General features: G+C 64.1%; 13 protein-coding genes. All 13 read right to left on the bottom strand.

Annotated features, from left to right (window positions below):
• Positions 1-43: 43 nt before the first annotated feature.
• Positions 44-715: an O-methyltransferase gene (locus DT068_RS19660; protein WP_119391574.1), complete on the bottom strand. Its 672-nt coding sequence runs from the start codon at positions 713-715 to the stop codon at positions 44-46.
• A 56-nt stretch (positions 716-771) separates the two neighbouring features.
• The gene (locus DT068_RS19655) at positions 772-2,415 is read right to left on the bottom strand and encodes a VanW family protein (protein WP_162914320.1); all 1,644 of its coding nucleotides are present in this window, start codon (positions 2,413-2,415) and stop codon (positions 772-774) included.
• Positions 2,416-2,654: 239 nt separating this feature from the next.
• Positions 2,655-3,860, bottom strand: a complete 1,206-nt coding sequence (locus tag DT068_RS19650) for an MFS transporter (protein ID WP_119391572.1) — start codon at positions 3,858-3,860, stop codon at positions 2,655-2,657.
• Positions 3,861-3,991: 131 nt separating this feature from the next.
• Positions 3,992-4,459: a transcription antitermination factor NusB gene (gene nusB / locus DT068_RS19645; protein WP_368904836.1), complete on the bottom strand. Its 468-nt coding sequence runs from the start codon at positions 4,457-4,459 to the stop codon at positions 3,992-3,994.
• A complete protein-coding gene (gene ribH, locus DT068_RS19640) occupies positions 4,456-4,938 on the bottom strand; it encodes a 6,7-dimethyl-8-ribityllumazine synthase (RefSeq protein WP_438816447.1) in 483 nt (160 codons plus the stop codon). The genes nusB and ribH overlap by 4 nt, the downstream gene beginning before the upstream one ends.
• Complete coding sequence (locus DT068_RS19635) at positions 4,932-5,537, bottom strand: riboflavin synthase (protein WP_119391571.1); 606 nt, start codon at positions 5,535-5,537, stop codon at positions 4,932-4,934. Before DT068_RS19635 ends, ribH begins: the two co-directional genes overlap by 7 nt.
• 23 nt (positions 5,538-5,560) lie before the next feature.
• Positions 5,561-6,631: a bifunctional diaminohydroxyphosphoribosylaminopyrimidine deaminase/5-amino-6-(5-phosphoribosylamino)uracil reductase RibD gene (gene ribD, locus DT068_RS19630; protein WP_119391570.1), complete on the bottom strand. Its 1,071-nt coding sequence runs from the start codon at positions 6,629-6,631 to the stop codon at positions 5,561-5,563.
• Entirely contained in the window at positions 6,628-7,086 is a 459-nt protein-coding gene (locus tag DT068_RS19625) for a GNAT family N-acetyltransferase (protein ID WP_119391569.1), read from the bottom strand. The genes ribD and DT068_RS19625 overlap by 4 nt, the downstream gene beginning before the upstream one ends.
• 2 nt (positions 7,087-7,088) lie before the next feature.
• On the bottom strand, positions 7,089-7,568 hold the full coding sequence (gene nrdR, locus DT068_RS19620; protein WP_119391568.1) for a transcriptional regulator NrdR: 480 nt from the start codon (positions 7,566-7,568) through the stop codon (positions 7,089-7,091).
• Between the two features lie 12 nt (positions 7,569-7,580).
• Positions 7,581-8,942 (bottom strand): serine hydroxymethyltransferase, encoded by a 1,362-nt coding sequence (glyA, locus tag DT068_RS19615; RefSeq protein ID WP_119391567.1) that lies wholly within the window; start codon positions 8,940-8,942, stop codon positions 7,581-7,583.
• Positions 8,943-9,054: 112 nt separating this feature from the next.
• The gene (locus DT068_RS19610; RefSeq protein WP_119391566.1) at positions 9,055-10,038 is read right to left on the bottom strand and encodes an NAD-dependent epimerase/dehydratase family protein; all 984 of its coding nucleotides are present in this window, start codon (positions 10,036-10,038) and stop codon (positions 9,055-9,057) included.
• A 15-nt stretch (positions 10,039-10,053) separates the two neighbouring features.
• Positions 10,054-11,277: a 5-aminolevulinate synthase gene (hemA, locus tag DT068_RS19605; protein ID WP_119391565.1), complete on the bottom strand. Its 1,224-nt coding sequence runs from the start codon at positions 11,275-11,277 to the stop codon at positions 10,054-10,056.
• Between the two features lie 124 nt (positions 11,278-11,401).
• A complete protein-coding gene (locus DT068_RS19600; protein WP_119391564.1) occupies positions 11,402-13,309 on the bottom strand; it encodes a L,D-transpeptidase family protein in 1,908 nt (635 codons plus the stop codon).
• Between the last annotated feature and the right edge of the window lie 124 nt (positions 13,310-13,433).

The raw sequence follows: 13,433 nt of genomic DNA, 5'->3' as shown, positions 1-13,433 counted from the left end.
CTTGACATTTTCGCCAGGTCAACCCGGGAAGTGACCGGCTCAACTACACCTTGTCCACCAGCGCCAGCGTGAAGCCGTCATAGCCCTTGACCCCGACCGTCTGGATCGAGGTGGCGCTGACACGCTTCTCGTCCTTCAGCATCTCGTTGAACCGGCGCACACCCCTGACGCTCGGGTCCTTGCTCCTGGCATTGATGACCTCGCCGTCACGAATGACATTGTCGACGATGATCATGCTGCCCGGGCGCGCCAGCTTCAGCGACCAGGTGAAGTAGTCCGGGATATTCTCCTTGTCCGCATCGATGAAGATGAAATCGAAGGGATCGGGCTTCTCGGCGGCGAGCCTGGGCAAGGTGTCGAGCGCCTTGCCGAGCCTGACATCGATCACATCGGCGAGGCCGGCGCGCTTGAAATTGGCGCGCGCCACCTCGGCATGGCGCGCCACCGCCTCCAGCGTCACCACGCGGCCACCCTCGGGCAGCGCGCGGGCGAGCCAGATGGTGCTGTAGCCGCCGAGCGTGCCGATCTCGAGGATATTGCGGGCATTGATCGAACGCGCCAGCAGCATCAGGAACTTGCCCTGATTGGGCGCCACCGCGATCTCGGGCAGGCCCGCATCGCTGCTCGCTTCCAGCGCCGCATCCAGCGCCTTGTCGGGGGAGACGAGCATCTCGCTCACATAATTGTCGACGGTGGTCCAAATGTCCTGAGTCACGGCGCCCTCCTTGTCATATCCCGATCTGCGGACGCCATATGACCGGAAGATGTCGATCAGGCAAACTGACCCTTCGTAACCGCGCGCAGCTGCTGACGTAGCGCATCCGGGTCATAGGCCGGCACGAGGGTGAGACCGTCCATGGTGCCAAGGCCACATTCTTCCGTCGCGATGACCGGCAGGCCATGGGCCAGCGCCTTAAGCAGCGCTCGGGGTTCATGCTCCACGATCGCCGGCAGGACGACGGCCGCAATCTCGTCCGGCCAATCAGCGCCCTCGAGCCCGCGGGCTCTGATGTCGCCCCAGAAATCGCTGTCCTGCTCCTGCGCCTTGCCGGCGACGACCATCTCGAGATCGAGACCGCGCACAGCGTCGCGCAAGGCGTAAGCTCCCTTGCGCGCCAAAGCGGATGCCGGAAACAGGATGGCCTTGCCGCCGCTGGCGATGTGCCCGCGGGCCGCCGGCATGATCCAGTCGAGCCGTCTGGTGCGGGAAGGATCGGCCGCGGCAACGCCACTATGCGGCGTCAGGAGCGTGCGGGCGACGGCAAGCGCTTCCGCCTCGGCCGCAACGACCACATCGGGCGCGCGGAAATCCGCAAGCGTGGGGCTCTGCGGGTAGTGAAGCTTGGCCCGATCGAGCTTGGCCTCGAGCTCCGCCATCGGGTGGCGGACCATCAGCACATCGAAGCTGCGCCCCGCCAGTTCGCCCGTGCGCCAAAGATGCGGCAGGAGATTCTGCGAGATCACCAGGTGGGTGTGAAGATGAGAAAGCTTGCGCGCATAGCGGCCGGCCAGCATCTCGTCATAGCGCAACAGCATGTCCTGCAGCGCCCTGCCCTGCCGCGGCGCGTGGCGCAGGCCCAGAGCCCGGCGCAGCGCTACGAGCGTGGCGCAGGTCTCCTCGGCCACGACATGCTGCGGCCAGGCATGTCGCGGCGACTGGCGCAGGCGCTGGGGCACGAACAGCGTGTCCTCGGTGCGCGCGGTCGCGGCGAAGAAAATCGAAAATTCGGGCCAGCAGGCATCGACCAGCCAGGCGGTCGGGCCTTCATCGCCGAGCCGCTCGGGCTTGTCCGGATCGTTGCGGCGGCATTCCGTCTCGCCGCAGCTGTTGCAATCATTGGCGGCGAGGCGCTCCTCCTCACGCAGATCCGTCTCCTTGCGCAGACCGGACGCCGCCTCGCCGCGCAGGACGATCTCGAGCATGCCCTGTCGCATCACCGCTTCGATGCGGAATGCCCTGGCTGAGCGGAAGCGCAGATCGACATAATTCCAGAACACCGTCGCATCACGCCCAGCGACGGCACGCGATCCCGACACAATGCGGCTATGGGCGTGGCGCTCGACGATCTCGAAGCCGGCGCCGACGGCAGCCTCATAAAGGGCATTGGAAAGCTGGCAGAGACCGCCACCGACATTGGCGATGAGGCAACCCTCGCGCAATTCGCGGCCTCTGACGAAGCCCCTTGCCCGGGTCGCGCGCCCGATCTGGCGCCAGAAGCTGAACAGGCTGCCCGCCTCGACCTCGATGCCATCGAGATGACGCAGCGCACAGCGCAAATTGTGGATCTTGCCGGCGGTGAGCGCGCGCTCCTTCGCACCCTGCAAGGGCGGCCAAAGCGGCGATGAAACCCGCGCCAGCACTCCGGCGCCGGCCAGTGTTCCAGCCTTGCCATGGCGCCTCACGCCTTGCGACACGCACGCTTCGTACACGGAACGTTTCAGCCTGAAAGCTGAAGCCTTCAGTTCGAACAGGGCCATATCCCACCGGGTTGGCACCCTGCCCAGCACATGTTCGGTCATGGGAATCTCGCAAGCTCAGGCGGGATCATGCTCCGGGCAAGCTGAATGGCAGATGAACCGACCGCGGCGGACGGAACTGCGCCTATCGGCTGAATTTGTAGCTGATCCGCGCCAGCCGTCTCACATTCGGCAGGCTACACGCTTCGCCGCCGCAGCATAACCCAGAGGATCAGGCTCAGCGCCAAGGCGACGGTCGGGAAGATCGCGATGTTGACGCTCGCCCAGCCGAACCAGTCGAGCAGCTTGCCCGAGGTCAGCGATGCCAGCGCAACGGTGCCGAAGACGGCGAAGTCATTGAGGCCCTGAACCTTCTCGCGCTCGGCGGGGCGATAGCATTCGGTCAGAAGCGTGGTGCCGCCGATGAAACCGAAGTTCCAGCCGAGGCCGAGCAGGATGAGGGTAACCGCGAAGTGACCGAAGCTGATCCCATGAAGCCCGACAAGCGCCGCGCAGCCCAGAAGCAGCAGGCCGGTGGCGCAGACTTTCTCGGCGCCGAAACGGGAAATGATCTGGCCGGTGAAGAAGCTCGGCACGAACATCGCAAAGACATGCCACTGAATCACCCAGGCGGCATTCGCCGTGGTGAAACCACAATCGAGCATGGCGATGGGCGCCGCCGTCATCACCAGGTTCATCATGCCATAGCTCAAGGTGGCGGCAATCACCGCCACGATCAGGCGCGGCTGCTTGAGAATCTCCGCCAAGGGGCGCGTCACGCCCAAGGCGGCGGTTTCCTCCTTGTGTGGAATATCGACGAAACCCATGACGCCGATCGCCAGGGTGCAGATGACGATCATCGCCGCATAGCAGCCGGCGAAGGTCACGGGCGCCAGAAGATCGGTGGTGAACATCACCAGCGACGTGCCGATGAGGCCGGCCGCCACGCCTCCGGTCATCACCCAGGAAATCGCCTTGGGCCGGAAGGACGGGCTCGCCATGTCGGCGGCGGCGAAACGCGAATGCTGGGCGAAGGCCTGGTAGACGCCCTGCAGCACCGTCGCCAGGATGAAGAGCGGAAACTCACGCGCATAAATGGCGTAGAGGCCGATCAGCGCGCCGATGGTTCCGGCAAGCGCCCCCAGCATGAAGCCCGGCCTGCGGCCGATGCGCTTCATCAGCATGGCGGCGGGAATGGTCGAGAGCGCGGTGCCGATGACGAAGGCCGATATCGGCAATGTCGCCCAGGCCTTCGACGGCGCGATCTGCACGCCGATCAGGCCGGCGGTCGTGAACATGATGACAGTGGCCGAGCCATAGAGCGCCTGGCCGATCGCCAGCACAATGGCATTGCGCCTGGCGCGCAGGTCGTCAAACCCGACGGTTATCTCGGCTGTGCTCATGGGCCCTCGCCCCTGCCTGTGGCACGAACCAGAGGCCGCGACAAGGATGCGTCGTCGAAATAGACCATGCACAATATACAAGTCAGGCATGATCGATGCCCGATCGGAATTGTCACCCTGACAATCACGGATCAGAATTCATCGGGGCGGCGCTGGCGTGCCAATGTGTTGAGCACGCCGTTCAGCAGCTTCGGCTCCTGCTCGTCGAAGAAGGCATGGGCCACGTCGAGATATTCCGTGATGGCGACGCGGGACGGCACATTCTCCATGAACATGATCTCGTAGGCCGCGGCGCGCAGGATGGCGCGCAAGGTGGCATCGAGCCTCGCCAGAGGCCAGCCCGTATCAAGCAGCCGGTTGAGAACCGGATCGATGGTGCGCTGCTCGCGCACCACGCCGTCGACGACTTCCTTCAGGAACGGAAAATCGGCCGGGCCGCATTGCCCATCCTCGAAGGCATCGCCGGAAGCGCGCGAGGAGAATTGCGCCAGCACCTCGCCGACATCGGTTCCCGCCAGATCCATCTGGTAGAGGGCCTGGACGGCGCCGAGACGCGCGGCGGAACGCGCAACAGGCGGCTTGCGGCGCGGCGTGCTCAAGATCTGCCTCGCCGCTTTTTGACGATGTCGCGCTTGAAGCGGATCATGGCGAGCGCCGCATCGGCAGCTCCCGCACCCTTGTCCATCTCCGACACCCGCGCCCTGGCCCAGGCCTGCGCCTCGTTCTCGCAGGTCAGGATGCCATTGCCGATGGCGAAGCCCGTCATGGTCAGGTCCATGATGCCGCGGGCCGATTCATTGGCGACGATGTCATAGTGGGTCGTCTCGCCGCGCAGCACGCAGCCCAGCGCCACATAGCCGTCGAAGCGTTTCACCTTGCCGGCGGCAGCGATCGCACCCGGAATCTCGAGCGCGCCCGGCACCGCCTGGCGCTCCCATGTGGCCCCTGCCCGCTCGATCGCGGCAATAGCGCCCCTGGCAAGCTCATCGCACAACTCGGCATAGAAGCGCGCCTCGAGGATGAGGATATGCGCCCTGGTCTTGATCGCCGCTGACGCGGCCTTGTCGATCTTCACAATCTGGTCTCCGCAAGACGGGCGACATAGCGCGCCAGCATGTCGATTTCAACATTGACCCGGTCGCCCGACTTTGCCTTGCCCCAGGTGGTCACGGCCTGCGTATGGGGAATGATGTTGACGCCGAATTCGCGGCCTTCGACCTCGTTGACGGTGAGTGAGGTACCATCGAGCGCGACCGAGCCCTTGGGCGCGATGAGGCGCGATATTTCGGACGACACCCGGAAACGGAAACGCAGGGAATCGCCTTCCGGCTCGACGGCGACAATCTCGCCCACATCATCGACATGGCCTGACACGACATGGCCGCCGAGCTCATCGCCCATTTTGAGCGGGCGCTCGAGATTGATCCGCGTGCCAACTTTCCAGCCGCCGAGCGTGGTGCGGGCCAGCGTTTCGGCGGAAGCATCGACCGCGAAGAAGCCGCGCCCGTCCTGCAGCCGGCCGGTTTCGACGGCCGTCAGGCAGCAGCCGGAACAGGCGATCGAGGCGCCAATGGCGATGCCGTCGGGATCATAGGCGGTGGCGATGGTGAGGCGGGTGTCGCCACGCTTCTCGACGGCGATGACCTCGCCGATATCGGTGACAATTCCGGTGAACATCGGGCTTTCTCAGGCAACAGGGGTCAGGCGCGTACATAGACGCTCAGGACGTCATCCCCAAGCCCTTCCTCCCCTGCCTTCCGGAAGCCTGCCATGACGTCCGCGAGGGGCAATCCGGCGAAACCGTCAATTCCCTGGGGTCCAATGGCGCGGGGCGCCCGGAAGAGCGCCAGTTCGTCCACAAGGCCCGCCGTGATCAGGCTGCGGGCCAGATGCGCCCCCCCTTCGACCAGGACCCGGTTGATTCCCCGGCCGGCAAGCCGGCCCAGCGCATCGGCGAGGTCGACCTGACCACGGGGATTGGCTTTGCACTGCAAAACCTCGACACCGGGGCCGACTGCGCCGTCCGCCACCGACAGCAGCCACACCGGCACTTTCCCAGCCGTCCGGACGAGGTTCGAGGTCCGGGGAATGCCGAGCTTCGAATCGGCCACCACGCGGACCGGCGAGCGGCTTTCCAGGCCCGGCAGACGGCAGGTCAGATCAGGATCGTCGGCAAGCACGGTCCCGAGGCCCACCAAAATCGCATCCGCCTGGGCACGCATCAGATGGGTCCGCGCCTTGACCTGAGGTCCGGTGATCGCGGTCTCCCGGCCGGGCGCCTCGGCGATCTTGCCGTCGGCGGAAAGCGCAATCTTTAGAATGACATAGGGGCGTTTCCTGGCAATCCGAGTCAGGAAGCCGGCCAAGTCCGGCCACGCCTCATCCCGGCCGAGGCCGACCTCGACAGGAATTCCAGCCCGCTTCAGGATGGCAAAACCGCCACCCGAGACACGCGGATCCGGATCCTCCACCGCCGCGACTACCCGGGCAATACCGACAGCGACCAGCGCCTCGGCGCAAGGCGGAGTACGGCCGTGATGGGCGCAGGGCTCGAGCGTCACATAGGCGGTGGCCCCCCTGGCGGCGTCTCCCGCCATCTTCAGCGCCTCGGTTTCCGCATGGGGGCGGCCACCCGCCCGGGTCCAGCCGAGGCCGACAATGACGCCTTGCCTCACGATGACGCAGCCGACGGGAGGGTTCTCCGCCGTCGTGCCCAAAGCACGATGGCCAAGCCGTGCGGCGAGCGTCATGAAGGCAATGTCGCCGGTCATCCTAGCGATTTGCGGAAGTATACGGTCGTGCCGCCCTTGAACGGCTCCTCACGCTCGACCTCGTAGCCCTGGCTTTCATAGAATCCGAGATTGGCGGCAAAGGCCTTGTTTGTATAGAGCCGGACCATCCCATATCCGCGCTTGCGGGTCTCTTCCTCGGCATGGGCGACGAGCATCCGGCCGAGGCCACCGCCCTGCCGGTCCGGATCGACGCAGACATTCTCGATCAGAAGATCGTTATCGCGCGGGATCATCTCGATGAGACCGACAAGCTCGCCACCGACAAAGGCCAGATCGATCACATGATGGCGCACGGCGTGGTCGTAATCGGCGGTCATCGGCAGGGGCTCGCGGCCGATGACGGCGCACCATTTCATATAGGCCTTGCGGGTCAGGTCACGCACGCGCGCCGCATCAGCGGCGCCGGCACGGCGAAACTCGACTGGCCGCGACATGATCAGTCGCGCTTCGGGCTTGGCTCGCCCTCCTCGCCGGTCAGCTCGCCCAGCAGCTCCTCGAAATCCTTGGCCTCGCGGAAGTTCTTGTAGACCGAAGCGAAGCGCACATAGGCGACATCGTCGAGGACCTTGAGCGCCTCCATGATGAGCTTGCCGACGGTCTCCGACTTGATGTCGCTTTCGCCCAGGCTTTCGAGCCGGCGCACTATTCCCGACACCATGCGTTCGACACGCTCGGGGTCCACCGGCCGCTTGCGCAGCGCGATCTGCACCGAGCGCATCAGCTTGTCGCGGTCGAAAGGCACCCTGCGGCCGGAACGCTTGACGACGGTGAGCTCGCGCAACTGCACGCGCTCGAAAGTGGTGAACCGGCCGCCGCAATCGGGACAATAGCGGCGGCGTCGGATGGCGGTCCCGTCCTCGCTCGGACGGCTGTCCTTCACCTGCGTTTCTTCATTGTTGCAAAAAGGACAGCGCATGGAGCCTTGGGATCAGGAATAGATGGGGAAACTATCGGTCAGCCTGGCGACCTTCTTGCGGACCGCCGTTTCGACCTTAGCATTGCCCTCTTCGCCGTGCTTCGCAAGCCCGTCCAGGACCTCGGTGATCAGCCCCCCGATCTCCTTGAATTCCTTGCCCCCGAAGCCGCGGGTGGTGCCGGCGGGTGTGCCGAGGCGTATCCCTGAGGTCACCATCGGCTTTTCCGGATCAAAGGGGATGCCGTTCTTGTTGCAGGTGATCCAGGCACGGCCAAGGGCCGTCTCCGCCACCTTGCCGGTGAGCCGCTTCTTGCGCAGGTCGACCAGCATCAGATGGGTGTCGGTGCCGCCCGACACGATATCGCAGCCGCCGTCGATCATCGCCTGGCTCAGCGTCTTGGCATTGGCGACCACCCGGGCCGCATATTTCTTGAAGGAGGGCTGCAGCGCCTCGCCGAAGGCCACCGCCTTGGCGGCGATGACATGCATCAAGGGCCCGCCCTGCAGGCCCGGGAAGACCGAAGAATTGATCTTCTTGGCCATGTCTTCGTCATTGGTGAGCACCATGCCGCCGCGCGGGCCCCTCAGTGTCTTGTGGGTCGTCGTCGTCACGACATGGGCATGCTCCAAGGGATTGGGATGCACGCCGCCGGCAACAAGGCCCGCAATATGGGCCATGTCGACCATGAAGACGGCGCCGACGGAATCTGCGATCTGACGGAATCTGGCGAAGTCGATGAAGCGCGGATAGGCGGAGCCCCCGGCGAGGATAAGCTTCGGCCTGTTCTGCTCCGCCAGCTCGGCGACGAAATCATAGTCGATGCGCTGGTCGTCCTGACGCACGCGATAGGGCACCACGTTGAACCACTTGCCCGACTGGTTGACCGGGGCGCCGTGGGTCAGATGGCCGCCGGCCCGGAGATCCAGGCCCATATAGGTATCGCCCGGCTGCATGCAGGCGAAGAAGACCGCCTGGTTGGCCTGGGCGCCCGAATGCGGCTGCACATTGGCGAAACCGCAATTGAACAGCTTCTTGGCGCGCTCGATGGCGAGGGTCTCGACCTCATCGACATACTGGCAGCCGCCATAATAGCGCCGCCCCGGATAGCCCTCGGCATATTTGTTGGTGTTGACCGATCCTTGCGCTTCGAGGACGGCGCGCGAGACGATGTTCTCCGAGGCAATGAGCTCGATCTCGTGCTGCTGGCGGCCAAGCTCGCGCTTGATCGAGGCGGCGACGGCAGGGTCGGCCTTGGCGAGATTGGCCTTGAAGAAACCGCTACCAGCCGCCTTCGGCTTCGCGGCCTTCCTGGCGGCCTTGCGGGGTGCCTTTGCCTTCGACGCCTTCGCCTTTTTCGCAACTTTACGGGCCATGATCCCCTCCGTGCTGATCCGCGCAGACGAGCGACATAAGCGGAATCATCATCGGGGTCCAGAGTTAGACCGGCATGCGACAATAGGTTTGCGTCAGAGGGAGCAATCTTCTTCAAACGACCGGATAGGGCCCGTCAGCGAAGACCCGGTCGTGATAGCCCTTGGCCCCGACAGCCAGAGCCAGCGGGCTGCGGAAATCCGTCCCGGTCCCGAGGCAATCGAGCACATGCCGGAAGTCGTATTTCGGCTGCCAACCGAGCTCCCTCACGGCGCGGTGGTTCACATAGACACGGTCGATCACAGGGAACAGCCGCCATTGCCGCCCCGCAAAGAGCGATCTTGCCTCCGGAAACAGACGATGGACAACGGCCGGCGCGTCCTGGCGAAGGGCGATGAGATCGTCCTGCGCGAAGGGCGTGGTCGCCGAAATGACATAGCGGCCAAAGCCGAGTTCCCGCGCCCGCTCGGCCGCCAGCAGGTGGGCACTGACAACATCCTCTATGTCGACACGGCGATTGAGAAACTCATTGGCCTGGGCATTGCGGACATCATAGGCATTCCTGATCGCCCCATCGTCGTCGGCTTCCGGAAAGAACCGCGAGGTGCGCAGGATGATCACCGGCAAACAATGCCGGCGGGCGAAAAGCTCGCACAGGCTTTCGGCAGCCAGCTTGCTCGTGCCGTAGATGTTCCTGGGGACGGGCGTCACGTCTTCGGTGACCCAGGTCGCCGGCTCACCTGCCGCGGGCGTCAGGGCAGATCCAAAGGCGCTTGTCGTGCTGGTGAAGGTAAACGCCTCGACGCCGGCATTCACCGCTTCCTCGAGCAGGACCAGCGTCGCGGCCACGTTGGTGGCGAGGAAATCGCTGTAGCTATGGGTCGCCATATGCGGCTTGTGCAAGGTGGCCGCGTGGATGACGGCGCGGACCCCTTTCATGCAGCGCTTCACAAGCGCCCGGTCGGCGATGGAGCCGACGTGATCGGTGAAGGGTGACGGCTTGATGTCGAGGCCCTTCTTTGGCTCACGCGCTGCGCCCAGGCTCCGGATCAGGGCCTCGCCCAAATGCCCGGCGCTGCCCGTCACCAGGATCGTCATCGTGCTTCCTTAAGTCTAGGCTGCCCGCTTCAACGTCATCGCCGTCCACAACTGGTCGAGGGCCGAAACCAGGCGCGCGATCTCGAGCTCGCCATGCAGGGGCCCCGGCGTCAGGCGGATGCGCTCGGTGCCTTTGGGCACGGTCGGATAGTTGATCGGCTGGACATAGATCTGGAATTCGGCGAGCAGCCGGTCGGTGAGGCGCTTGCACAGCACCGGATCGCCGACAATGACCGGCACGACATGGCTCGCCGACAGCGTGACCGGCAGGCCGAGGCGGGCCAGCTCGCGCTTGAGCAGTGCGGCATGCTTCTGCTGCAGCGTGCGTTCCTCGCCGCTCTCCTTCAGATGGCGGACGCTGGCGACGGCGCCGGCGGCCAATACCGGTGCCAGCGAGGTGGTGAAGATGAAGCCCGAGGCGGTGGAGCGGATCGCATCGATGAGCGCGGCGGACGCTGCAACATAGCCGCCCATGACGCCGAAGGCCTTGGCGAGCGTGCCTTCAATGATGTCGACACGCGCGAGGACACCATCGCGCTCGGCGATGCCGCCGCCACGGGCGCCATACATGCCGACGGCATGAACCTCATCGAGATAGGTCAACGCGCCGTAGCGCTGCGCCAGGTCGCAGATCCGGGCGATCGGCGCGATGTCGCCATCCATCGAATAGATCGACTCGAAGGCGATGATCTTCGGGCGCCCCAGGTCGAGCGACTTCAGCCTGGCCTCGAGATCGGCGAGATCGTTGTGGCGCCAGATGACCTTGTCGCAGCGGCCATGCTTGATGCCTTCGATCATCGAGGCATGATTGAGCTCATCGGACAGGATGACGCAACCGGGCAGCAGGCGCCCCAATGTCGAGAGCGCCGCTTCGTTGGCCATGTAGCCCGAATTGAACAGAAGCGCTGCCTCCTTGCCGTGCAGGTCGGCGAGCTCGGCCTCCAGCAGGACATGATGGTGGTTGGTGCCTGAGATATTGCGGGTGCCCCCTGACCCTGCCCCGATCTCGTCCAGCGCCTCATGCATGGCGGCAAGCACCTTGGGATGCTGCCCCATGCCGAGATAGTCGTTGGAGCACCACACCGTGACTTCGCGCTCGCCTTCAGGCCCGCGATAAAGCGCGCGCGGGAACCGCCCCCTGATGCGACAAAGATCGGCGAATTCGCGATAGCGGCCCTCGGCGCGCACCTTGCCAAGGGCGGCTTCGAAGGCTCCAGGGTAGTCAAATGTCTTGGTCATGGTCACAAGCAAACTGTCAGTTCGATCTGGGCATTACGCCCGAAAGACGGCGCTTAAGCCATTGACGAATAGCCGCATGCGCAGATGCGCCGCAGGCCCAAGCGCCTTGACGTCCCGACGCCTCTTATTGCTTCTGCTGGCCGAATTCCGGACCGCTGGCCGAAGCGGAAGCCTCCTCGACCTTCTTTTTCTTCTTGATCACAACGGGCTCCGGCTGCGGCTTTTTGGCGGCAGCGACACCAGCCTGCTCGATCTTCTTCTTGGCGGTTACCGTCTTGAGCGGCTTCTTCTTCCCCGCCTGCGTGGACTGCGCCGCCTTCTTCTTGCCGTCGGTTTTCTTGACCGCGGCCTTCTTCTTCACCTTGGACGTGCTCGGCCGGTTGAAGTTGAACAGCACGTCGCCATCATCATCGCTGTCGGTCAGTATCTTCCTGGCCTTGGCCTTATTGGTGGTGAAGAAACTGCTGGTCGACTTGCTGCCGGTCGTCGTCTTGCGACGCGAATTGTTGAAGAAACTGAACGGCTCGTCGTTGCCACCGGATGCCGCCTTCACGGATTTGGACTTGTTGCGGCGCGAATTGAAGAACCCGAAATATTCCGGCTGATCGGGCACTTCCTCGACCTTGTAGACCTGCGCCTTCAGCACATAACGCTGGCCATCATCGCTCACATCGCCGGGCGCCAAAGGTTGGCCGACAACGAAACCAGTACCGTCCATGTCATAGACGTCAGGGCGGAAATTCACCTGCCCGGCGCCATTGATCCAAGACGTCAAATAGACGGTGCGGACCTGCGGCGGGTTGAGGACTTTCACATCGATCCGCTCCTCGCTCTGCTTGACCTGCTCGATGCGGCCCGGATTCCAACCTTCCTGGCCGCTGAGAATCCAGTTGATCAAGGTCGAGACCTGCTCCACGCGCACACAGCCCGAACTCAGATAGCGGGCTGCCGTCGTGAACAGGCTCTTGGTCGGCGTGTCGTGCAGATAGATGCCGAACGGGCTCACGAAGTTGATCTTGACCGACGCCATGGAATTCTCCTCGCCCGGATCCTGGCGGAAGAAATAGCGATCGGCCGACACATAATCCCAGTCGACCCGCCTGGGATCTACTTCCGGACCGTTCCAGCCGTCATAGATGCGCATCTTCATGTCGCGGAAGACGCTCGTGCCGCTGCGGCGGATGCGCGGCAGGAGGTCGCGCTCGACGATCGACACCGGCACGTTCCAATAGGGATTGAAATTGATGTCAGACACTTGCGACAGGGTCACCGGCGTCGGCCGCTTTGGGCTGCCGGCGATGACATTGTGGCGCGAGAAGACCGTGTTGTTGCTCACCGCCTCGAGCTGGAGAGCCGGGACATTCACGATGATGTAGCGGGCAGCGAGATCCTTGGAATATTCCTGCAGGCGCGGAAGATTCGCGCGCATGGTGGCGAGTCGGCTTGCCACCGACACATTCAGCGCATTGATGGTCGCCTTGTCGAGCCTGCCGGTGACCGCGAGACCGTTATTGGCCTGCACCTGGCCGACTGCCTTCTCGACCGCCGCAGTGAACCATATAGCGGTGTCGCCGCTCAGGGCGTCGCTCGACAGATAGCCCTCAGCGATCAAGCGGCGCTTGAGGGCCACCACCGCATCGCCGTCATCACCCTTTGCCAGGCCCTTGCTCGGAACGCTGCCCCAGCCGCCCTGCGCGGCAATGGCTTCATAGCGAGAGATCGCGTTGGCCATGGCGCCGGCGCTGGTGACGGACACCATGGGCGTCACGCTGCGTTCGGCGAAAACTTCCGTCTTGGTGACGGCCTTGCCTGCTTTGCTGCCGGCAATGTTGCTGGTGGTGGAGGGCGTCAACATGCTGTTGCTGCTGCCGGACGAAGAGCTGCCGCCGTCTTGCTTCTTGCGCGCCCACCAGGAATTGCCTTCTCCGCGCTCGGCATAGGCCGCGAGCGGCGTCACGACCGTGAAGGATGTCAGGAGGAGGAGCGTAAATGCCGTCTTGCCGAAGCCTGTCCTGGGCATAGTGTTCTTCATTTTTCCGTTCAATCCAAAGCGCACGCGCAATATCTCACACCAGCGGGCCGGAACCAAGACCAAAGCTCGCCCGGCGCGTGGCTAAACCACGGAACCGCAAGTCGAATCAAGGGGAGTGATGCCG

This window comes from Taklimakanibacter lacteus (assembly GCA_003576695.1).
GTDB classification, from domain to species: domain Bacteria; phylum Pseudomonadota; class Alphaproteobacteria; order Rhizobiales; family Aestuariivirgaceae; genus Taklimakanibacter; species Taklimakanibacter lacteus.
Note: the sequence above shows the minus strand (reverse complement) of the source record. Positions and strands in the feature narration are given on the sequence as shown.